The sequence below is a fragment of the Methylocystis iwaonis genome (assembly GCF_027925385.1).
Lineage (GTDB): Bacteria > Pseudomonadota > Alphaproteobacteria > Rhizobiales > Beijerinckiaceae > Methylocystis > Methylocystis iwaonis.
The window spans coordinates 3,513,689-3,533,578 of the sequence record NZ_AP027142.1; the positions used below are offsets into that span (position 1 = coordinate 3,513,689).

Consider the following 19,890-nt stretch of genomic DNA (forward strand, 5'->3'; position numbering starts at 1 on the left):
TTATTCTGCGATGCGTTCGATGAAGCGGGTCTTGATCGGCAGCTTGGCCGCCGCGAGCGTCAAAGCTTCGCGGGCCAGCGCCGCCGGAACGCCGTCGACTTCGAACATGATGCGACCGGGCGCGATGCGCACGGCCCAGAAATCCGGAGCGCCCTTGCCCTTACCCATGCGGACTTCGGTCGGCTTGGTGGAGACCGGCACGTCGGGGAAGACGCGGATCCAGACGCGGCCGGCGCGCTTCATATGGCGCGTCATGGCGCGGCGGGCCGCCTCGATCTGACGCGCGGTGACGCGCTCGGGCTCGAGCGCCTTCAGGCCGAACTGACCAAAGTTCAGCGAGAAGCCGCCTTTCGCGACGCCGTGGATGCGGCCCTTGAAGGCCTTGCGGAACTTTGTGCGCTTGGGTGACAGCATGATGGGTGCTCTTTAAATCGTTTGTTGCGCCTTAGGCAGCGTCGCCGCGGGGTTCGCGCGGTTCACGACGACGCCGGTCGCGATCGCCGCGGTCGCCGCGTTCACGCTCGCCATGGTCGCCGGAAGACGCCTGCTCCGCCGCGCGCCGCTCGGACGCCATCGGATCGTGCTCGAGGATCTCGCCTTTGAAGATCCAAACCTTGATGCCGCAGGCGCCATAGGCGGTATGCGCGGTGGAGACGCCGTAATCGACGTCGGCGCGCAGCGTATGCAGCGGCACGCGGCCCTCGCGATACCATTCCAGACGGGCGATTTCCGCGCCGCCGAGACGGCCCGAGCAGTTGATGCGGATGCCCTGGGCGCCGAGACGAATGGCCGACTGAACGGCCCGCTTCATCGCGCGGCGGAAAGCCACACGGCGCTCGAGCTGCTGCGCGATCGACTCGGCGACGAGCGCGGCTTCCGTTTCCGGCTTGCGCACTTCGACGATGTTGATCACGACTTCGCTGCCCGTCAGCTTGGCGACGAGCTTGCGAATCTTGTCGATGTCCGCGCCCTTCTTGCCGATCACGACGCCCGGACGGGCGGAATGGATCGTCACGCGGCACTTCTTGTGCGGACGCTCGATGATGATCTTGGAGACGGCCGCCTGCTTCAGCGTCTTGGCCACCGTCTCGCGGATCTTCATGTCTTCGTGCAGAAGCTTGGCGTATTCGCCCTTGCTCGCGAACCAGCGCGAGTCCCAGGTGCGATTGACGCCGAGGCGCAGCCCGATCGGATTAACCTTCTGACCCATGGTTGTTATCCTTTAGGCGTTCGCTTGCGCTTCGACTTCGCGCACGATGATCGTGAGGTTCGAGAAGGGCTTCTCGACCCGGCTCGCGCGGCCGCGGGCGCGGGCGTGGAAGCGCTTCATGACCAGCGCCTTGCCGACATAGGCCTGGGCGACGATCAGATCGTCGACGTCGAGGCCGTGATTGTTCTCGGCGTTGGCGATGGCGCTTTCCAGCGTCTTCTTCACCTCATGCGCAATGCGCTTGCGGGAAAACTCGAGATCGGCAAGCGCGCGGTCGACCTTCTTGCCGCGGATGAGCTGGGCAAGAAGATTGAGCTTTTGCGGCGACACGCGGATCATGCGCGCGACGGCCCGCGCTTCATTCTCCGCGACGTGGGGCGGATTAGCCTCTTTGGACATTTCTTAGCCCCTCTTCGCCTTCTTGTCCGCCGCGTGGCCGTGGAAGGTGCGCGTCGGAGCAAATTCGCCGAACTTGTGCCCGATCATGTCTTCGCTGACATTCACAGGAATATGCTTCTGGCCGTTGTGCACGCCGAAGGTCAATCCGACGAACTGGGGCAGAATGGTGGAGCGGCGGCTCCAGATTTTGATAACTTCGGAGCGGCCGGAGGCGCGCGAGGTTTCCGCCTTCTTCAGCAGATAGCCGTCGACGAACGGGCCTTTCCAAATCGAGCGAGCCATGGATTAGCCCTTCTTCTTGCGATTGTGCCGCGAGGACACAATGAAACGGTCGGTGGACTTGTTGCTGCGGGTCTTCTTGCCCTTGGTCGGCTTGCCCCAGGGCGTGACCGGATGACGGCCGCCAGAGGTGCGGCCTTCACCGCCGCCGTGCGGATGGTCGATCGGGTTCATGGTGACGCCGCGGTTATGCGGGCGACGGCCAAGCCAGCGCGAACGACCGGCCTTGCCGATCGAGGTGTTCATGTGGTCGGGGTTCGACACCGCGCCGATGGTGGCGAAGCACTGGCCGTGAACCAGGCGCTGCTCACCCGAGTTCAGGCGGAGGATGACGTAACCCTGGTCGCGGCCGACGATCTGGGCGTAGGTGCCCGCCGAACGCGCGATCGCGCCGCCTTTGCCGATCTTCATCTCGACATTGTGGACGATCGTGCCGACCGGGATATTGGCGATCGGCATCGCATTGCCCGGTTTCACGTCGACCTGATTGCCGGCGACCACCGAATCGCCGACCGACAGACGTTGCGGGGCGAGGATGTAAGCCAGCGTGTCGTCCGCATAGCGGATGAGCGCGATGAAGGCCGTGCGGTTCGGATCATATTCCAGACGCTCGACCTTGCCGACGACATCGAGCTTACGACGCTTGAAGTCGACGAGGCGATAGGTCTGCTTATGTCCGCCGCCACGGAAGCGAACCGTGACGCGGCCGTTATTGTTGCGGCCGCCCTTGGAGCTCTTGCCCTCGGTGAGGGTTTTGACGGGCTTGCCCTTATAAAGATCGCTGCGGTCGACGATGACGAGCTGGCGAAGGCCCGGCGTGACCGGCTTGAATGTCTTCAGCGCCATGGTTCTCTAAGCCTTCCTTACAGTCCGGTCGTCACGTCGATCTTGTGCCCTTCGGCAAGCGTCACGACGGCCTTCTTGACGTCGCTCTGCTGGCCGCGCACGCCGCGGAACGCCTTCACCTTGCCCTTGCGGACAAGCGTGTTCACGGATTCGACCTTCACGTCGAAGAGACCCTCGACCGCCGCCTTGATCTGCGGCTTGGTCGCGGTCTTGGCGACCTTGAAGACCACCTTGTTGTTCTCGGAGGCGATGGTCGCCTTCTCGGTGATGACCGGGGCGACGATCACGTCGTAATGGCGCACGTCCTTGCTCATTTCAGGCGCGCCTCCAGCGCGTCCACCGCTTCGCGGGTCAGGACCAGCTTTTCGCGACGGATGATGTCGTAAACATTGACGCCCTCGACCGGCAGCACGTCGATCAGCGGGATGTTACGGGCGGCAAGCGCGAAATTCTGCTGCGGCGCGCCGCCGACGATGATGATCGCATTCTGCAGGCCGGTCTTGGCGAAGCCGGAGGCGAGAACCTTCGTCTTGGCGGCTTCGAGCTCGGCCTTTTCCCAGACGATGATGCCGCCGTCCTTGGCCTTGGCCGAGAGGGCGTGCTTCAGCGCGAGGGTGCGGACCTTCTTCGGCAGGTCGTGCTCATGGCTGCGCACGAGCGGGCCGAAAGCGCGGCCGCCGCCGCGGAACTGCGGCACGCGGGCGGAGCCGTGACGGGCGCCGCCGGTGCCCTTCTGCTTATACATCTTCTTGCCGGTGCGGGCGATATCCGCGCGGTTCTTCACCGCATGGGTGCCGGCGCGGCGCTTGGCGAGCTGCCAGCGGATCATCCGGTGGATGAGGTCCGTGCGCGGCTCCAGGCCAAAAATCTCATCGGAAAGTTCGATCGAACCGGCCGCCTGGCCGTCGAACGACGTGACGTCGATCTTCACGGCTCAGTCCTCCTTGTTTTCTTCTTGAGCGGGAGCGGCGGCGTCGGCAAGGCGGAACTTGCCCGGCTGCGGCGCGTCTGAGGGGAGCGCGCGCTTGACGGCGTCGCGGACATAAATCCAGCCGCCGGCGACGCCCGGAACGGCGCCTTCGACGAGCAGCAGGCCGCGCTCGACGTCGGTCTGCACGACGCGCAGATTCTGCGTGGTCACGCGGTCGACGCCCATATGGCCAGCCATCTTCTTGTTCTTGAAGGTCTTACCGGGATCCTGACGGCCGCCGGTCGAACCATGCGAACGATGCGAGATCGACACGCCGTGCGACGCGCGCAGACCGCCGAAGCCCCAACGCTTCATCGGGCCGGCGAAGCCCTTACCCGTCGTGGTGCCCGTCACGTCGACGAACTGACCGACAACGAAGTGATCCGCCGTGATCTCGGCGCCGACGGGAAGCAGCGCTTCCTCGTTCACGCGGAACTCGGCGAGCTTCAGCTTCGGCTCGACCTTCGCCGCGGCGAAGCGCGTGCGCTCGGCCTTCGACACATTCTTCACCTTGGCGCGGCCGATGCCGAGCTGAACGGCGGTGTAGCCGTTCTTCTCCTTGGTCCGCTGAGCGACGACTTGGCAGCCGTCCAGCTTCAGGACCGTGACCGGCACATGCTCGCCCGCCTCTGTGAAGACGCGGGTCATTCCGACCTTTTGCGCGATGACGCCCGACCGCATGTTCAATATTCCTTCGCGAAGCGGCGGCCTCTAAAGCGCGCCGCCCAATCCGTTCTTAGAGCTTGATCTCGACGTCGACGCCGGCGGCGAGATCGAGCTTCATCAGCGCATCCACCGTCTGCGGGGTGGGATCGACGATGTCGAGAACGCGCTTATGCGTTCTGATCTCAAACTGTTCGCGCGACTTCTTGTCGATGTGGGGCGAACGGTTCACCGTGAACTTCTCGATCTTGGTCGGCAGCGGAATCGGGCCACGAACCTGAGCGCCGGTGCGCTTCGCCGTGGAGACGATCTCCTTGGTCGACGTGTCGAGAATCCGGTGATCGAACGCCTTCAAGCGAATCCGGATATTTTGACCGTTCATTGCTTCATCCTTTGGGACCGCGATCCAGGAAGATCGCTTCTGGATCGCGAGCCTTCCGACTCGCGATCGTTTTTTCACAAGCGAGCCAGAAGGCTCGCGGTCCAGATCCGCTCAATTACTCGATGATCGAAGCGACGACGCCCGCGCCGACCGTGCGGCCGCCTTCGCGGATAGCGAAGCGCAGCTTCTCTTCCATGGCGACCGGAACGATCAGAGCCACTTCCATCGTGACGTTATCGCCCGGCATCACCATCTCGACGCCCTCGGGGAGCGTCACAATGCCGGTCACATCCGTCGTGCGGAAGTAGAACTGCGGACGATAGTTGGTGAAGAACGGCGTATGACGGCCGCCTTCTTCCTTGGTGAGGATATACGCCTCAGCCTTGAACTTCGTATGCGGCTTCACCGAACCCGGCTTGCACAGAACCTGGCCGCGCTCGACGTCCTCGCGCTTCGTGCCGCGCAGCAGGCAGCCGACGTTGTCGCCCGCCTCGCCCTGATCGAGCAGCTTGCGGAACATTTCGACGCCGGTCACCGTCGTCTTGGTCGTCGGACGGATGCCGACGATCTCGACTTCCTCGCCGACCTTCACCACGCCGCGCTCGATGCGGCCCGTCACCACCGTGCCGCGGCCCGAGATCGAGAACACGTCCTCGACCGGCATCAGGAAGGGCTGATCCTTCGGACGCTCCGGCTGCGGGATGTAGCGATCGACTTCCTGCATCAGCTTCAGGATCGCGTCATGGCCAATCTCGGGATTCTTGTTCTCGAGCGCGCACAGCGCGGAACCCTTGACGATCGGAATGTCGTCGCCGGGGAAGTCATACTTCGAGAGAAGCTCGCGAACTTCGAGCTCGACGAGCTCGAGCAGCTCCGGATCGTCGACCATGTCGACCTTGTTGAGGAACACGACGAGCGCCGGCACGCCGACCTGGCGGGCGAGCAGAATGTGCTCGCGGGTCTGCGGCATCGGGCCGTCGGCGGCGGAGCACACGAGGATCGCGCCGTCCATCTGCGCCGCGCCGGTGATCATGTTCTTCACATAGTCGGCGTGGCCGGGGCAGTCGACGTGGGCGTAGTGGCGGTTCTGCGTCTCATATTCGACGTGCGCCGTCGAAATGGTGATGCCGCGCGCCTTCTCTTCCGGAGCCTTGTCGATCTGATCGTAGGCCGTGAACGTCGCCCCGCCCGTCTCCGCCAGAACCTTGGTGATCGCCGCCGTCAAAGACGTCTTGCCGTGGTCGACGTGCCCGATCGTCCCGATGTTGCAGTGCGGCTTGGTGCGCGAGAATTTTTCCTTGGCCATTGCCGTGCTCCTTTAGAGAGTTCCGTTTAACCCGTGCGTTCGTGAGATCAGGCGTATTTCGCCTGGACCTTCTTCGACTCCGCCTCGGGCACTTGTTCGTAGTGATCGAAAAGCATGGTGTAGCTGGCGCGACCCTGCGTGCCGGAGCGCAACTGGTTCACATAGCCGAACATATTCGCGAGCGGGACCATGGCGTTGATGACCACGGCGTTGGCGCGCATGTCCTGGCCCTGGATCTGGCCGCGACGCGAGTTCAGATCGCCGATGACGAAGCCGGTGTATTCTTCCGGCGTCACCACTTCGACCTTCATGATCGGCTCGAGCAGGACCGAGCCGCCCTTCTGCAGGGCCTCACGGGTCGCCGCGCGGGACGCGATTTCGAAGGCCAGAACCGACGAGTCGACGTCATGGAACGCGCCGTCGATGAGCGTCGCCTTGAGATCGACGACCGGGAAGCCCGCGAGGATGCCCGAGGTCGTGACGGACTGAATGCCCTTGTCGACGCCCGGGATGTATTCCTTCGGAACCGCGCCGCCGACGATCTTCGACTCGAACTCATTGCCCGCGCCCGCTTCATTGGGCTCGTAGATGATCTTCACGCGCGCGAACTGGCCGGTGCCGCCGGTCTGCTTCTTATGCGTGTAGTCGATCTCGACCTTCTTGCCGAGACGCTCGCGATAGGCGACCTGCGGCGCGCCGATGTTGGCGTCGACCTTATAGGTGCGCTTCAGAATGTCGACCTTGATGTCGAGATGCAGCTCGCCCATGCCCTTGAGGATGGTCTGGCCGCTCTCCTGGTCGGTCGACACGCGGAAGGACGGATCCTCGGCCGCGAGCTTCTGCAGGGCGATGCCGAGCTTCTCCTGGTCCGCCTTGGACTTCGGCTCGATTGCGATCTCGATGACCGGATCGGGGAACTCCATGCGCTCCAGAATGACCGGCTTCTGCTGATCGCAGAGCGTGTCGCCCGTGCGGGTTTCCTTGAGGCCGGCGAGCGCGACGATGTCGCCCGCATAGGCTTCCTTGATGTCTTCGCGGTTGTTGGCGTGCATCAGCAGCATGCGGCCGATGCGCTCTTTCTTGTCCTTCGTGGAGTTCAGAACGGTCGTGCCCGACTCGATCTTGCCCGAATAGACGCGCGCGAAGGTGATGGTGCCGACGAAGGGGTCGTCCATGATCTTGAAGGCGAGCATGGAGAAGGGCTCGCTATCCGACGGATTGCGGACCATATCGGCGCCGGTGTCCATGTCGACGCCCTTGATCGCTTCGCGATCGATCGGCGACGGCAGGAAATCCACCACGGCGTCGAGCAGGGGCTGAACGCCCTTGTTCTTGAACGCCGAGCCGCAGAACACCGGGTGAAACACAATGGCGCGGACAGCCTTGCGGATCAGCGACTTCAGAGTCGCTTCGTCCGGCTCGACGCCGTCGAGATAGGCCGCCATGGCGTCGTCGTCGAGCTCCACAGCCGCCTCGATCAGCGCCGTGCGATATTCCTTGGCCTTGTCGAGAAGGTCCGCCGGAATCTCTTCGTCGTGATACTTTGCGCCAAGGCCTTCGTCTTCCCAGACGACCGCCTTCATGCGGATCAGGTCGATAACGCCCTTGAAGTTATTCTCAGAGCCGATCGGGAGCTGCACGCAGACCGGACGGCCGCCGACGCGGGTCTTGATCTCTTCTGCGCAGCGGTAGAAGTCGGCGCCGATCTTGTCCATCTTGTTGACGAACACGATGCGCGGAACGCTGTATTTGTCGGCCTGACGCCAAACCGTCTCGGTCTGAGGCTCGACGCCCTGGTTGCCGTCGAGGACGCAAACCGCGCCGTCGAGCACGCGCAGCGAACGCTCGACTTCGATGGTGAAGTCGACGTGGCCGGGAGTGTCGATGATGTTCAGACGCTTGCCGTTCCAGAACGTCGTCGTGGCCGCCGACGTGATCGTGATGCCACGCTCCTGCTCCTGCTCCATCCAGTCCATCGTCGCGGCGCCTTCGTGCACCTCGCCGATTTTGTGGCTCTTGCCGGAGTAATAGAGGATGCGCTCCGTCGTCGTCGTCTTACCGGCGTCGATATGCGCCATGATGCCGAAGTTGCGGTAGTCCTCGATCGGATGCGAGCGGGCCATGACTATAGTCCTCGTGAGAGCTCGGGCTTACCAGCGATAATGCGAGAAGGCGCGGTTGGCTTCGGCCATGCGGTGCGTGTCTTCGCGCTTCTTCACGGCGGCGCCGCGATTGTTGGAAGCGTCGAGAAGCTCCGCCGACAGGCGATCGACCATGGTCTTGTCGCTGCGGGCGCGGGCCGCGGTGATGATCCAGCGGATCGCCAGCGCCTGACGGCGCTCGTTGCGCACTTCGACCGGCACCTGATAGGTGGCGCCGCCGACGCGGCGGGAACGGACCTCGATCGCCGGCGCAACATTGTCCAGCGCCTGACGGAAGATCGCCAGCGGATCGCTCTTGGCCTTCGACTCGACCTGGTCGAGCGCGCCGTAAACGATCGCTTCCGCGACCGACTTCTTGCCGTCGTACATGATGGAGTTCATGAACTTCGCGAGAACGATGTCGCCAAACTTGGCGTCTTCGATGACTTCGCGCTTTTCCGCCCGGTGACGTCTCGACATGTGTGTCTCCCTACTTCGGCCGGATTACTTCGGACGCTTCGCGCCGTATTTCGAACGGCGCTGCTTGCGGTCCTTGACGCCCTGCGTGTCGAGCACGCCGCGCAGAATGTGATAGCGAACGCCCGGAAGATCCTTCACGCGGCCGCCGCGGATCATGACCACGGAGTGCTCCTGAAGGTTATGGCCTTCGCCAGGAATGTAGCCGATGACCTCGAAGCCATTGGTCAGACGCACCTTGGCGACTTTACGAAGCGCCGAGTTCGGCTTCTTCGGCGTCGTGGTGTAGACGCGCGTGCACACGCCGCGCTTCTGCGGACAGGCGCCGAGATGGCGGGCCTTTTCGCGATACGTCTTCGGGTGACGCGGCTTGCGGATCAATTGGCTGATCGTCGGCATCAAAAAGTCCTTCGCTTCGCTTCTGACGCGAATGGCGGATGTTCGGGTGAACCCGAGAGCGCATTACTTAAAAACGCGCAAACGAGCGAAGCGCCGATGGCCGCAAGGCCAAGGCGCTCCTAACGCAGAGGACCCCGAGAGACCCGGGATCGTGCCTTCCTGTCCGTCGCCGCAAAGCGACGGGATGATTACCAAACCGACCGAAGCCGGTCTTTACTGGCGGTCACAGGCAAGGCGACAGCGTTTAAGTTCGGAAGATCGAGAGCGAGGCGCTCATCAACGGCGTGAACTTACGGCCTGTCGAAAGTGGGCGGAAACTAATCGCGGCTCGCCATCGCGTCAAGCGAAGATTCAGCGGAAACCAAGAAAAAATCGGCTGTGGCGGCATGCCCGGCGCAAATGTCTTTCTCCGCAAACGCCGCGACGTGGTTTTACCTTATCAAAGGCCAAACCCGAATGTTGAAATTGCAAGCAATAGAACGGCAAACGTCATCGCGGCCGTAGCAATCCAGCCGAGCGCCGAAAGCCATTTCGGCGAAACATGAGCGCCCATCGCTCGCGCATTTCCGGAGACGATCATCATCGCAAACAGGAAGGGCGGCGCAATGATCCCGTTCAGCACCGCCGTCCACAAGAGCATCTGCATCGGCGGTATCGAGGTGAAATCCAGCGCCGCGCCCAAAAGCGTTGCAATGATCACGATCCCATAGAAGCCCGGCGCGCGGGCGAAGGGCGCCTCCAGACTGAATTTTCCGCCGATAACGTCGCTGACCGCATAGGCTGCGGAGCCGGCGAGAACGGGAATGGCCAACAAGCCCGTGCCAATGATGCCGAGCGCAAAAAGAAAGAAAGCGAAGTCGCCGGCGAGCGGCCGCAGGGCTTCCGCTGCTTGCGCCGCCGTGTCGATGCCCGAGACGCCATGGGCGTTGAGCGTCGCGGCGGTCGTCAGCATGATAAAAAAGGCGACAAGATTTGAGAGGATGACGCCGACGCCCGTATCGAAGCGCAACCGCCGCAACTCTCTGCGCGCGGAGGCGTCGCGTAAGGGGCCCTTGTGCCCCACCCTCATTTCCTCGATCTCCTGCGCGGCCTGCCAGACGAAAAGATAGGGGCTGATGGTCGTGCCGAGCACGGCGACGACCATCATCATCGCCTCGCGGCCCCAGCCGACATTTGGCAGAAGGGCGCCGCGCAAGGCGGCGCGCCAGTCGATCTCCACGGCAAAGGCGGCCGCCACATAGGTGAAGAGCGCGAGCGTCGACCAGCGCAGGAAGCCCGCATAGCGCCGGTAGGGCACGAGGACCTGAGCGAGAAGGCCGGCCGCGCCGAAGGCCAACGCATAGTTGCGCTGGGAGCCCTGCAGAATCAGCTTCAGCGCTTCGCCCATGGCGGCGAGATCGGCGGCGATATTGGCGACATTGGCGACGAGCATCAGCACGACGAGCCCGTGCGCCACGCCTCTCGGCAAATGCGCGCGTGCATTGGCGACGACGCCCGCGCCTGTTATCCGGCCGATGCGGGCGCTCACGAGCTGCGCGGCGAGCATCAGCGGCGTCGTCAGCATCACGGCCCAAAGCAAGCCATAACCGAAAGCGGCGCCGGCCTGCGAATAGGTCGCGACCCCGGAAGGGTCGTCGTCCGCAGCGCCGGCGACGAGGCCGGGGCCGAGAAGCTTGCGCCAGCCTGGCGTCGCCGCCTTTTTGTTTTCCGTCAATTAAATGCCTCGCTTGCGCGCTTTCGCCGCAGGACCCGAGGGCTTGGGCTTTGCCCTTGCCGGCCGGTAAAACTGGTTGGGAGACGCACAAGGCGTCGCGCGCTTAATTAAGAGGGAGAGAAAAATGAGCCATGTCGCGCATGAACTACACGAAGAGTTTCCCGAGAAGGCGCAGGCCATCCACGCGCTAAAGGCCAGCAACGCGCATTTCGCGCGTCTTGCCGAAGAGTATCACAGCCTCAACCGCACGATTCATCGCATGGAGACGGAGGTCGAGCCGGCGGACGACGCGGCCGTCGAGGCGCTGAAAAAGAAGCGCCTGGCGTTGAAGGATGAGATTGCGGGTCTGATGGCCGGGCTCTGACACGGCTGGAGGCGAAGACACGAGCGCGCCTGAAGGCGCGCGGTCCGGGGGCGCGCGCTTGGACCGCGCGCCTTCAGGCGCGCTTTTTAACTTGCATCAACTGCGCGAAACCTGCGCCAGCTCGACCAGCATCCGCCGCGCTTCCTCCGCCGTCTCCACGGCTCTGGGAAAGGCCACCCGCGCCGTTTCGTCGCCGCTGACGAGGTCGAGCCCCTCGGGGTCGATCCCGCTTGCCCGCCATTGGCCGGGCTTGGCCCCGGCGAGCTTCTGCGCATAGAGCGCCAGCGCGTCACCGTGGTCGGCGTTCATATGCTGGAGGATGTCTTCCTCGGCGGCGATCAGCGCCTCGGCGCTGTCGATTTTCGTCAAAAGCGGCACAGGGCCGAAATCCGCCGCCCGGGCGAAGCCGCCGTTGAGATGCACGGCCTCGATCTCCGCCCGCCAGAAAGAAAAGTCGGGAAAATCGGCGTAGAGCTGCGCCTTCGGGTTGCGGCGTAAAAATCGCCCGCGCGCCGCAGGGCTTTGCGTGCGCGCGGCGCGGGCGACGAGCGTCAGGCGCGGATGCGCCATCGGGTCGCCCCGCCCGCCCTGGGCCAGGAGCAGCGAGCAGCGCCCGTCCCGCTCGAGATTGCGCGTGTGCTGGGCCAGCTTCGACAGGAGGAGGATCGGCGTCCCGTCGTAATCCGTGGCGATGGCGGTCAAAGTCGCAAAGGGGGCGCCGCTTTCGGTCAATGTGGCCAGGGTGGCGGTTCGGATCGCGCGCAAAAGCCGCTTGGATTCACCCACCGGATCGAAGGCCGGATCCTGCCGAGGATCGCGCGGCGGCGCGGTATTATTTTCTAGCGTCATGATTTTGCCCGCATTTCTAACTCAAAAAGGCGCCGGGTCGCATTGCCGACCAAATGTGTATATAAGAGAGGCGCAAGGCTGTCGCAGACTGGAGCGGGTTCGAAAGACGCGCTCGAGAGATGAACAGGCGCCTCCTCGATGCGCATTAGGCGTTTTTGGCCGTTGTATCGGCCACATTTCAGCCGCGATGGGCCGGGACTCTGATCGGATCGAGAAAAACCGCAGAGTCGCCGGGCGTTACGGACGGCGTCGCCCGAAAGCATGGGCGCTGCCGGAGCTTTCGCGGATCCTGGAGGATCAGCGAGCGCCGCAAGCGCCCATCGCCGCCAACAGCAAAGGATGCTCATGCCGACCATCGCTCTCGTCGACGACGATCGCAACATCCTGACCTCGGTTTCCATCGCGCTCGAGGGCGAGGGCTATCGCGTTCAGACCTACACGGACGGCGTCCAAGCGCTCGACGGCTTGCGCGCCAATCCGCCCGATCTTGCCATCTTCGACATAAAGATGCCGCGCATGGACGGGATGGAGCTTCTGCGTCGCTTGCGGCAGAAATCGGACCTTCCGGTGATTTTTCTCACCTCGAAGGACGAGGAGATCGATGAGCTCTTCGGCCTCAAAATGGGCGCCGACGACTTCATCCATAAGCCCTTCTCGCAGCGCCTCCTCGTCGAGCGCGTGAAGGCGATCCTGCGCCGCGCCAACCCGAAGGAAGCCGCTGCGCAAAAGGAAACCGAAGCCAAGGTTCTGGAGCGCGGCGCGCTGGTGATGGACCCCGAGCGCCACACCTGCACCTGGAAGGGCGACCCTGTGGTGCTCACCGTGACGGAGTTCCTGATCCTGCAATCGCTGGCGCAGCGCCCGGGCGTGGTGAAGAGCCGCAATGCGCTGATGGACGCCGCCTATGACGATCAGGTCTATGTCGACGATCGCACCATCGACAGCCACATCAAACGGCTGCGCAAGAAGTTCAAGGTGGTCGACACGGATTTCGAGATGATCGAAACGCTCTACGGCGTCGGCTATCGCTTCAAGGAAATGTAACGGGACGCGCAGCCGATGAGCGCATCCGAGACCGGCGACATTCTTGCGTCGGGGGCTCCCGAGACCCCGGCCGACGCCGCCGCGCGCGCCGAGACCCAGGGCCGCCCGCCGGCGCGGCGCGCCCGCACGCTGAACATCCGCCTGCGGCGCCTGTCGCGGGCCGCGCAGTCGCATCTTTCGTCCTCGCTCACGCGCCGCATCGTCGTCCTCAATCTGGGCGGGCTGGTCGCGCTGCTCGGCGGCTTTCTCTATCTCAACCAGTTTCGTGAAGGCCTGATCGACGCGCGCGTGCAGAGCCTGCAAACGCAAGGCGAGATCATCGCCGCCGCCGTCGCCGCCTCGGCGACGGTCGACACCGACGCCATCACCATCGACCCGGAGAAGCTTCTACGGCTCGCGCCAGGCGAAAGCGCGAGCCCCGGCGAAGACCAGCCGGCGATGGAGTTCTCGCTCAATCCGGAACGCGTCGGCCCATTGCTGCGCCGCCTCGTCTCGCCGACACGGCTGCGCGCGCGCATCTATGACCGCGACGGCTATTTGCTGCTCGACTCGCGCTCGGTGTCCGGGCGCTCCAATATTTTGCGTTTCGACCTCCCGCCCTCGCCCAACACGACGACCATCGACGCCTCGTCTTTCCTGCAAAAGACCCTCGACCTTCTGCGCAGGTTGACGCGCCGCCCCGAGCTGCCGCTTTACGAAGACATCGGCATGGGCAATGGCAAGACCTATCCGGAAGTCGTGAGCGCGCTCGAAGCGCGCGCCCATTCGGTCGTGCGCGCCAACGCCAAGGGCGAGACCATCATCTCGGTCGCCGTCCCCGTGCAGCGCTTCCGCTCGGTGCGCGGCGCGCTGCTGCTCTCCACCATGGGCGGCGACATCGACGCCATCATCGCGATGGAGCGTTGGGGCATTATCCGCATCTTCCTCGTCTCGGCGGGGGTGATGCTGCTGCTTTCGCTCTTCTTCACCAACACCATCACCGAACCGATGCGCCTGCTCGCGGAAGCCGCGGAGCGCGTGCGCCGGGGCGCAAAGTCGCGTCAGGAGATCCCGGATTTCTCCGACCGCCAGGACGAGATCGGCCATCTCTCCTGCGCGCTGCGCGACATGACGACGGCGCTGTATAATCGCATCGAGGCGATCGAGCATTTCGCCGCCGACGTCGCGCATGAGCTGAAAAACCCGCTGACCTCGCTGCGCAGCGCCGTCGAGACGCTGCCCATCGCCAAGACGGAGTCGGCGCGCGACCGGCTCCTCGCCATCATCAAGCACGACGTCGGCCGCCTCGACAGGCTGATCAGCGACATCTCCGACGCCTCGCGTCTCGACGCCGAGCTCGCCCGCGCCGATATGGGCGACGTCGATCTGTCGAGGGCGCTCATTACCGTCGTCGACATGACCCGCGCCGTCGATCGCGGCGACGGGGTCAAGGCCGAGCTGACCATCCGCCATCTTTCGAGCGAGCCCCGCATTCGCTGGCGGGTGACCGGAAACGACTCGCGTCTGGGCCAGGTTTTCAACAATTTGATCGACAACGCCCGCTCATTCTCGAAGCCCGGCGGCGTCGTGCGGGTGCTCCTGTGGCCCGAACGCGCCAAAGGCCCGGGTGGCGCGCCGATCGACGGCTATGAGATCATCGTCGACGACGATGGGCCCGGCATTCCCGAAGGCGCCTTCGAGCGCGTTTTCGAGCGCTTTTACACCGACCGGCCGGAGCATGGTTTTGGCCAGAATTCCGGCCTCGGCCTCGCCATTTCCCGGCAGATCATCGAGGCGCATGGCGGCCGCATTCGCGCGCTGAACCGAACCCTCGCGCATCCCGACGGGACCGACGAGCCAGAGACTGGCGACAAGGTGCTCGGCGCGCGATTTGTGGTCTGGCTGCCGGCGGCGCGATGAGCGCCCAATATGTCCACGCCAATGCGCTGGTTCTGGGCGAGACAGGGGTGCTGCTGCGCGGCCCCTCCGGAAGCGGGAAAAGCGCGCTCACGCTCGCTTTGATCTCGCGCTACCAGTCGCAGGGCGATTTCGCCCGCCTTGTCGGCGACGACCGGGTGCGCCTGGAGGCGCTGAACGGACGCCTTATCGCGCGGCCGCATCCCGCCATCGCCGGCGTCATCGAAATCCGCGGCCACGGGCTGTCGCGCATCGACTACGAGGCCGCCTGCGTCCTGAACGCCATTGTCGATCTTTGTGCGCCCGACGATCCCCCCGCGCGCCTGCCGCAGGAAGCGGAAAAATATGCCGCGCTGCACGGGATTGTTCTGCCACGCCTCTGCACGCCGGATTGCGGCGATGTCTCAGTTGCGCGAATCATCTTTTTCATTCAATCAATTGCGACAATTTGACATGCGATCGCGATTTTCGCTTGCGAATTTCGCCGCAACGCACAAAATGGCGCCCCTGACGCGCGCCCAGGAAAAAAGAGGATGGGCGGGGCGGCTGAGCTTGTATATGCTGTCGTCAGGGGACGAGAAGCGACGGCAAGCTTATGTAGGAACCCCCGTTGTGGGGCCATCGCGTAGCGCGAGACGTCTTCATGAGTGGTAGGGTCGAATGATCGGAATGGTCTTGGTGACCCATGGCCACCTCGCCACGGAGTTCCGCGCGGCGCTCGAACATGTCGTGGGTCCTCAAAAACAGCTCGTTTCCATTTCAATCGGCCCCGAGGACGACATGGAGCGTCGCCGGGCCGAAATACTCGACGCTATCCATAACGCCGACAGCGGCGATGGCGTCGTTCTGCTGACCGACATGTTCGGGGGAACGCCGTCCAATCTTGCGATCTCCGTGATGAACGGCGGCAATGTCGAGGTTCTCGCCGGGGTGAACCTCCCCATGCTGATCAAGCTCGCCTCGGTCCGGGACAGCGCGACTTTGGAGCAGGCGGTTCTGCAGGCGCAGGACGCCGGCCGGAAATATGTCTATATCGCGAGCCGCGTGCTCAACCCCAAATGACGCTCCAAGTGGCGCCGCAAGTGACGTCTCAGAGCGGCCTTTTCCAGAGCGCTTTTTTCAGCTAGCCCTCCCCTACCGAGAAACCTAGCGAAGCGATCTTCCTATGCCTAATGCTGATGAGCGGGCGGCCGAGGCCGTCATCTCCCGCGATTTGCCGATTATCAATAAAAAAGGCCTCCACGCCCGGGCGACGGCGAAATTCGTCCAATGCTGCGAAAAGTTCGACGCCGAGATCACGGTCTCGAAGGACGGCGAGACGGTCGGGGGCAGCTCGATCATGGGCATTCTGACGCTGGGCGCCGGCCAGGGCTCGACGATCACCGTCACTGCAAACGGCCCTCAGGCCGAGGAAGCGATCGAGGCGCTCGACGCGCTCGTCGCCAACCGCTTCGGCGAGGACGAGTAGCGCGCGCCGGCTCGGCCTGGGCGCTTGCGCGACTGGGAACCCGCGAGGTATCCCAAAACGAAACAGCGGGCGAAAGATGTCGATCCTCAAGATCTACGCGCGTGTTCTGAGCCAACTGCGTCCCCAGGCCAGGCTCGCCTCCATCCTTGTTGCGGCGAATCTGGCGCTCGCCATTGCGCAATTTGCTGAACCAATTCTGTTTGGCCGCATCATCGACCGCATGACGCAAACGCAAGCGCCGGGTCAGACGGTGGCCTGGAGCGATCTCGCGCCCCTTCTTGCCGCCTGGGCTGGTTTCGGCCTGTTCTCGATCGGCGGCGCGATACTCGTCGGGCTGAACGCCGACCGCCTGGCGCACCGCCGCCGCGTCGCCGTCATGTCCGAATATTTCGAGCATGTTCTCAACCTGCCGCTGAACTTTCACGCCAATGTGCACTCCGGGCGTCTGCTCAAGACCATGCTCGACGGCGCCATGGCGATGTTCAGCCTTTGGCTCTCCTTCTTCCGTGAGAATTGCGCCTCCTTCGTCGCGCTGTTCATTCTTCTTCCGGCAACCCTGTTTCTCAATTGGCGGCTGGGCGGGCTCCTGGTCGTCCTTGTCCTCGCCTTTTATGTGTCGACGAGCTTTGTCGTCCGGCGCACGGAGAGGCTGCAGGGAAAGGTCGAGCGCATCAATTCCGCGCTTGCCGAACACGCCTCCGACGCGCTGGGGAATATTCCGGTCGTCCAGAGCTTCACGCGCGTCGAGAGCGAGTCTCGCGCGTTGAAGCGCATCGTCGATGACCTGCTCGCCGCACAGATGCCGGTGCTCTCCTGGTGGGCGCTGGTCGCGGCGGCGAGCCGGGCGTCGGCGACGCTGACGATCCTTTCGATCTTCCTGCTCGGCACGTGGCTGCATCTGCATGGCATGGCGACGATCGGCGAGATCGTGACCTTTACGAATTTCGCCACCATGCTGATCGGCCGGCTCGAGCAGGTCGTTGGCTTCGTCAACATCCTGCTTCAACAGTCGGCCAAGATCGGCGAGTTTTTCGAGGTCCTGGACACGCAGCCCACGGTGGCCGATCGGCCGGAGGCGCGCGACGCCGGTCGCCTCTCAGGCGCCGTCGCCTTCGAGAAGGTGACCTTCTCCTATGATGGGCGCCGCAAGGCGGTGAAGAACGTCAGCTTTTCCGTCAAGCCCGGACAGACGATCGCGCTCGTGGGCTCCACGGGCTCGGGCAAGTCGACGACGCTCGGGCTCCTGCATCGCGTCTTCGACCCCGAGGACGGCGCGGTGAAGATCGACGGCGTCGACATCAGGGAATTCACTCTGCTCTCGCTGCGGCGCAACATCGGCGTGGTCTTTCAGGAGCCGATGCTGTTCGCCCGCACAATCGAAGAAAATCTGCGCATCGGAAACCCCGACGCCACGGACGCCGAGATCGCGCGGGCCCTGGAGCTGGCGCAAGCGTCGGAATTCGTCTCCCGCCAGAGCGACGGGCGCGCCACCCGCATCGGCGAACGCGGCCGCTCGCTTTCCGGCGGCGAGCGCCAGCGCCTCTCCATCGCCCGCGCGCTGCTGAAAAACCCGCCGATCCTCGTCTTCGATGAAGCCACCTCGGCGCTCGACGCCACGACCGAGCGTCAGATTCAGAAGGCGCTGAAGGCCGCCACCCGGGGGCGCACGACCTTCGTCATCGCCCATCGCCTCGCGACTGTGCGCAACGCCGATCACATTTTGGTTTTCGATCAGGGCGAGATCGTCGAGAGCGGCTCCTTCGAGACGCTCGTGGCCAAGGGCGGCCGTTTCGAGGCGCTGGCGGCGGCGCAGTTCATGACCGAGCCAGCGCAGCCGGCGGCGGGGCTCGAAGGGTTGCACGAGCCGACGGCGCCGCAGGCGCGAGCGGGGTAGCGCAGCGCCCCCTCCCCATCCCTCCCCTTTGCGGCTATCGGATTCACACATCGTAGAAGGTCAGCGCGGCTCCGAACTTTATTCGTCGAAAGTCGTCGAGGCCCTGGCGCATTACTTTGGGGCCGGGCTTTCCGTAATAGGCGGTCCAGCCGCCGAGCCTGGCGACGACCCAGGCGGCGAAGGCGAGGCTGCCTTTGCGGTGGGGGTTCTTCTGGCGGGCCGTCGCGCCCTCGAGCTTCGCCGAGACGGCCTCGAGCAGCGCTTCGTCCTCGGGCTCGAAAGCGTCCGTCAGCAACTGGTCGGTCGCGCCGTCGCGCGCCTTGACCAGTTGCATGACCGTCACAGCGGCGACCGCCGTCGCCGCCACCAGCTTGATCATCACTTTCGGATCGCAGATGTCGGCCTGCTCGATCTCGAAGCCCGCCGTCTTCAGCGTGCGGAAGAATTCCTCGATGGTCCAGCGCATTCGATAGAGGTCGATCACCCGGCGCGCCTCGGCCAGGCTCGTCGCCGCATGGGTCGTGAGAAGCCGCCAATGAATGGGCGCGACGCCCTCGGCGGCCCCGACCTCGCGCACGTCGACCAAAGTCACGCCGACCGCGTCCGGCAAGTCGCGCGCGCCGTGGCGCGGCTTGCGCAAAGTGACCGGCGAGACGCGGACCGCGAGCGCCGCCTTGCGCGCCTTGCGTCCCGGAGCCGCCGGGATCTCGGCGACGAAGCGGCCCGCCTCGGCCAATCCGTCGGCGAAGGGGAACAAAAGCTCGATCGCATCCTCGCCGTCTGCGGCGATCGTCCGGTTCTGGCAGGCGCGCACAATCAGCTCCACGCCGCCCGGACGCTGCGCGAGATGCGCGTAGATGTCGCTCTCCCGATCCGAGACGACAGTGATCCGCTTCGCCGCCGCGAAATCCTCGCGCGCATGCGTCGCCACATCGAGCCAGCGCTGCGATTCCTTGTCCGCGAGCGCGCGCGAGCGCCGCGCCGCGACCTTGGCCCCCGTGTCGCGGTTCCAGACCTCGGCATGAGCGAGGCCGAGCAGCGCGCCCGTGCCGGCGTCGAGCGCCAGGGCCGCGTGCAGCAAAAGGCCGCGCGTCCCGCCGCCCTTGCCGACCGGCCCATAGCCGTTCGCCTGCGCGCGCTTGCCGCCGAGCGCCAGCTCGCTGGTGTCCTGCGCCACCACTATGTCGCGACCCGCCGCCCGCGCCGCTGTGAGCCCGGCGGCGTGCCGCGCCATCTCCTCGGCGGTCACCGCAGGATTGCGCAGGAAGCGCGCGAGCCGCACCTCCTGCGCCCGCCGCCCGCCGGCGATCCGACGGATGCGCGCGCACGGCCGCGCGACGAGGCCCCGATGCAACGAGACCCCCCTTTTTCCAGGCGGCGGTCGCCGAACCGCCCCAGTCCATACGAAATCGCCATGCCCCACCCCGCGAATCAAAACGCGACCAACGGAATCAAACAGACCCGACCGAGGCAATCACGATGTGTGCATTCGATAGCCCGCTTCGCGGGAGAGGGAGTCAGGCCGTGGCCTTCTTAGAGAATGCTGATCGCGAGCGTCCCCTCTCCCGCGAAGCGGGGGAGGGACAGGG

23 protein-coding genes are annotated in these 19,890 nt (G+C 64.4%); 7 read left to right on the plus strand and 16 right to left on the minus strand.

Translation table 11 applies throughout. The annotated features are described in order from the left end of the window. The 14 genes from rplP to QMG84_RS16825 form a co-directional block, all read right to left on the minus strand. The gene (gene rplP / locus QMG84_RS16760) at positions 1-414 is read right to left on the minus strand and encodes a 50S ribosomal protein L16 (RefSeq protein WP_165054996.1); all 414 of its coding nucleotides are present in this window, start codon (positions 412-414) and stop codon (positions 1-3) included. 31 nt (positions 415-445) lie between these two features. Beyond that, complete coding sequence (gene rpsC / locus QMG84_RS16765; protein ID WP_202071284.1) at positions 446-1,210, minus strand: 30S ribosomal protein S3; 765 nt, start codon at positions 1,208-1,210, stop codon at positions 446-448. Positions 1,211-1,222: 12 nt separating this feature from the next. Next, positions 1,223-1,609, minus strand: coding sequence for a 50S ribosomal protein L22 (gene rplV / locus QMG84_RS16770; protein WP_281929297.1), 387 nt, complete (start codon positions 1,607-1,609; stop codon positions 1,223-1,225). Positions 1,610-1,612: 3 nt separating this feature from the next. After that, complete coding sequence (gene rpsS, locus QMG84_RS16775) at positions 1,613-1,891, minus strand: 30S ribosomal protein S19 (protein WP_016917716.1); 279 nt, start codon at positions 1,889-1,891, stop codon at positions 1,613-1,615. Between the two features lie 3 nt (positions 1,892-1,894). Further along, entirely contained in the window at positions 1,895-2,734 is an 840-nt protein-coding gene (gene rplB, locus QMG84_RS16780; RefSeq protein ID WP_202071282.1) for a 50S ribosomal protein L2, read from the minus strand. A 17-nt stretch (positions 2,735-2,751) separates the two neighbouring features. Beyond that, positions 2,752-3,048, minus strand: coding sequence for a 50S ribosomal protein L23 (locus QMG84_RS16785; protein WP_202071281.1), 297 nt, complete (start codon positions 3,046-3,048; stop codon positions 2,752-2,754). Next, positions 3,045-3,665, minus strand: a complete 621-nt coding sequence (gene rplD / locus QMG84_RS16790; RefSeq protein WP_202071280.1) for a 50S ribosomal protein L4 — start codon at positions 3,663-3,665, stop codon at positions 3,045-3,047. The genes QMG84_RS16785 and rplD overlap by 4 nt, the downstream gene beginning before the upstream one ends. Before the next feature lie 3 nt (positions 3,666-3,668). Continuing rightward, positions 3,669-4,385: a 50S ribosomal protein L3 gene (rplC, locus tag QMG84_RS16795; protein WP_281929298.1), complete on the minus strand. Its 717-nt coding sequence runs from the start codon at positions 4,383-4,385 to the stop codon at positions 3,669-3,671. A 55-nt stretch (positions 4,386-4,440) separates the two neighbouring features. Beyond that, positions 4,441-4,749, minus strand: a complete 309-nt coding sequence (rpsJ, locus tag QMG84_RS16800) for a 30S ribosomal protein S10 (RefSeq protein WP_003613511.1) — start codon at positions 4,747-4,749, stop codon at positions 4,441-4,443. A gap of 115 nt (positions 4,750-4,864) precedes the next feature. Next, the gene (gene tuf / locus QMG84_RS16805; RefSeq protein ID WP_202071278.1) at positions 4,865-6,055 is read right to left on the minus strand and encodes an elongation factor Tu; all 1,191 of its coding nucleotides are present in this window, start codon (positions 6,053-6,055) and stop codon (positions 4,865-4,867) included. Between the two features lie 47 nt (positions 6,056-6,102). After that, a complete protein-coding gene (gene fusA / locus QMG84_RS16810; RefSeq protein WP_202071277.1) occupies positions 6,103-8,178 on the minus strand; it encodes an elongation factor G in 2,076 nt (691 codons plus the stop codon). Positions 8,179-8,205: 27 nt separating this feature from the next. After that, positions 8,206-8,676, minus strand: coding sequence for a 30S ribosomal protein S7 (gene rpsG, locus QMG84_RS16815; RefSeq protein ID WP_202071276.1), 471 nt, complete (start codon positions 8,674-8,676; stop codon positions 8,206-8,208). Positions 8,677-8,700: 24 nt separating this feature from the next. Then, positions 8,701-9,072, minus strand: a complete 372-nt coding sequence (gene rpsL, locus QMG84_RS16820; RefSeq protein ID WP_026015930.1) for a 30S ribosomal protein S12 — start codon at positions 9,070-9,072, stop codon at positions 8,701-8,703. Between the two features lie 439 nt (positions 9,073-9,511). Next, positions 9,512-10,786: an NRAMP family divalent metal transporter gene (locus tag QMG84_RS16825; RefSeq protein ID WP_281929299.1), complete on the minus strand. Its 1,275-nt coding sequence runs from the start codon at positions 10,784-10,786 to the stop codon at positions 9,512-9,514. 124 nt (positions 10,787-10,910) lie between these two features. Here QMG84_RS16825 and QMG84_RS16830 point away from each other — a divergent pair, with 124 nt between their 5' ends. Further along, the gene (locus QMG84_RS16830) at positions 10,911-11,150 is read left to right on the plus strand and encodes an HP1242/YdcH family protein (RefSeq protein WP_202071274.1); all 240 of its coding nucleotides are present in this window, start codon (positions 10,911-10,913) and stop codon (positions 11,148-11,150) included. A 96-nt stretch (positions 11,151-11,246) separates the two neighbouring features. Here QMG84_RS16830 and QMG84_RS16835 read toward each other — a convergent pair whose 3' ends face one another. Further along, positions 11,247-11,999, minus strand: a complete 753-nt coding sequence (locus tag QMG84_RS16835; protein WP_281929302.1) for a HugZ family pyridoxamine 5'-phosphate oxidase — start codon at positions 11,997-11,999, stop codon at positions 11,247-11,249. 345 nt (positions 12,000-12,344) lie between these two features. Between QMG84_RS16835 and QMG84_RS16840 the strand changes: the two genes are divergently transcribed. From QMG84_RS16840 to QMG84_RS16865, 6 genes are all read left to right on the plus strand, one after another. Then, positions 12,345-13,043 carry a response regulator transcription factor gene (locus tag QMG84_RS16840; RefSeq protein ID WP_202071272.1) on the plus strand — a complete coding sequence of 233 codons (699 nt, stop codon included), beginning with the start codon at positions 12,345-12,347 and terminating at the stop codon, positions 13,041-13,043. Positions 13,044-13,058: 15 nt separating this feature from the next. Next, complete coding sequence (locus QMG84_RS16845; RefSeq protein ID WP_281929303.1) at positions 13,059-14,942, plus strand: stimulus-sensing domain-containing protein; 1,884 nt, start codon at positions 13,059-13,061, stop codon at positions 14,940-14,942. Then, the gene (locus QMG84_RS16850) at positions 14,939-15,391 is read left to right on the plus strand and encodes an HPr kinase/phosphorylase (protein WP_281929304.1); all 453 of its coding nucleotides are present in this window, start codon (positions 14,939-14,941) and stop codon (positions 15,389-15,391) included. Before QMG84_RS16845 ends, QMG84_RS16850 begins: the two co-directional genes overlap by 4 nt. 208 nt (positions 15,392-15,599) lie before the next feature. Then, the gene (locus QMG84_RS16855) at positions 15,600-16,001 is read left to right on the plus strand and encodes a PTS sugar transporter subunit IIA (protein WP_202071269.1); all 402 of its coding nucleotides are present in this window, start codon (positions 15,600-15,602) and stop codon (positions 15,999-16,001) included. A gap of 103 nt (positions 16,002-16,104) precedes the next feature. Next, complete coding sequence (locus tag QMG84_RS16860) at positions 16,105-16,407, plus strand: HPr family phosphocarrier protein (protein ID WP_202071268.1); 303 nt, start codon at positions 16,105-16,107, stop codon at positions 16,405-16,407. Positions 16,408-16,483: 76 nt separating this feature from the next. Then, entirely contained in the window at positions 16,484-18,301 is a 1,818-nt protein-coding gene (locus QMG84_RS16865) for a glucan ABC transporter ATP-binding protein/ permease (protein ID WP_281929306.1), read from the plus strand. 43 nt (positions 18,302-18,344) lie between these two features. Here QMG84_RS16865 and QMG84_RS16870 read toward each other — a convergent pair whose 3' ends face one another. Then, positions 18,345-19,655, minus strand: coding sequence for an IS4 family transposase (locus QMG84_RS16870; RefSeq protein WP_281928760.1), 1,311 nt, complete (start codon positions 19,653-19,655; stop codon positions 18,345-18,347). Positions 19,656-19,890: the final 235 nt, after the last annotated feature.

What these genes read in the sequence shown, in the direction of transcription:
- rplP (WP_165054996.1), bottom strand. Translation starts at nt 414, where the DNA reads ATGCTGTCACCCAAGCGCACAAAGTTCCGCAAGGCCTTCAAGGGCCGC.
- rpsC (WP_202071284.1), bottom strand. Translation starts at nt 1,210, where the DNA reads ATGGGTCAGAAGGTTAATCCGATCGGGCTGCGCCTCGGCGTCAATCGC.
- rplV (WP_281929297.1), bottom strand. Translation starts at nt 1,609, where the DNA reads ATGTCCAAAGAGGCTAATCCGCCCCACGTCGCGGAGAATGAAGCGCGG.
- rpsS (WP_016917716.1), bottom strand. Translation starts at nt 1,891, where the DNA reads ATGGCTCGCTCGATTTGGAAAGGCCCGTTCGTCGACGGCTATCTGCTG.
- rplB (WP_202071282.1), bottom strand. Translation starts at nt 2,734, where the DNA reads ATGGCGCTGAAGACATTCAAGCCGGTCACGCCGGGCCTTCGCCAGCTC.
- QMG84_RS16785 (WP_202071281.1), bottom strand. Translation starts at nt 3,048, where the DNA reads ATGAGCAAGGACGTGCGCCATTACGACGTGATCGTCGCCCCGGTCATC.
- rplC (WP_281929298.1), bottom strand. Translation starts at nt 4,385, where the DNA reads ATGCGGTCGGGCGTCATCGCGCAAAAGGTCGGAATGACCCGCGTCTTC.
- rpsJ (WP_003613511.1), bottom strand. Translation starts at nt 4,749, where the DNA reads ATGAACGGTCAAAATATCCGGATTCGCTTGAAGGCGTTCGATCACCGG.
- tuf (WP_202071278.1), bottom strand. Translation starts at nt 6,055, where the DNA reads ATGGCCAAGGAAAAATTCTCGCGCACCAAGCCGCACTGCAACATCGGG.
- fusA (WP_202071277.1), bottom strand. Translation starts at nt 8,178, where the DNA reads ATGGCCCGCTCGCATCCGATCGAGGACTACCGCAACTTCGGCATCATG.
- rpsG (WP_202071276.1), bottom strand. Translation starts at nt 8,676, where the DNA reads ATGTCGAGACGTCACCGGGCGGAAAAGCGCGAAGTCATCGAAGACGCC.
- rpsL (WP_026015930.1), bottom strand. Translation starts at nt 9,072, where the DNA reads ATGCCGACGATCAGCCAATTGATCCGCAAGCCGCGTCACCCGAAGACG.
- QMG84_RS16830 (WP_202071274.1), top strand. Translation starts at nt 10,911, where the DNA reads ATGAGCCATGTCGCGCATGAACTACACGAAGAGTTTCCCGAGAAGGCG.
- QMG84_RS16835 (WP_281929302.1), bottom strand. Translation starts at nt 11,999, where the DNA reads ATGACGCTAGAAAATAATACCGCGCCGCCGCGCGATCCTCGGCAGGAT.
- QMG84_RS16840 (WP_202071272.1), top strand. Translation starts at nt 12,345, where the DNA reads ATGCCGACCATCGCTCTCGTCGACGACGATCGCAACATCCTGACCTCG.
- QMG84_RS16845 (WP_281929303.1), top strand. Translation starts at nt 13,059, where the DNA reads ATGAGCGCATCCGAGACCGGCGACATTCTTGCGTCGGGGGCTCCCGAG.
- QMG84_RS16850 (WP_281929304.1), top strand. Translation starts at nt 14,939, where the DNA reads ATGAGCGCCCAATATGTCCACGCCAATGCGCTGGTTCTGGGCGAGACA.
- QMG84_RS16855 (WP_202071269.1), top strand. Translation starts at nt 15,600, where the DNA reads ATGATCGGAATGGTCTTGGTGACCCATGGCCACCTCGCCACGGAGTTC.
- QMG84_RS16860 (WP_202071268.1), top strand. Translation starts at nt 16,105, where the DNA reads ATGCCTAATGCTGATGAGCGGGCGGCCGAGGCCGTCATCTCCCGCGAT.
- QMG84_RS16865 (WP_281929306.1), top strand. Translation starts at nt 16,484, where the DNA reads ATGTCGATCCTCAAGATCTACGCGCGTGTTCTGAGCCAACTGCGTCCC.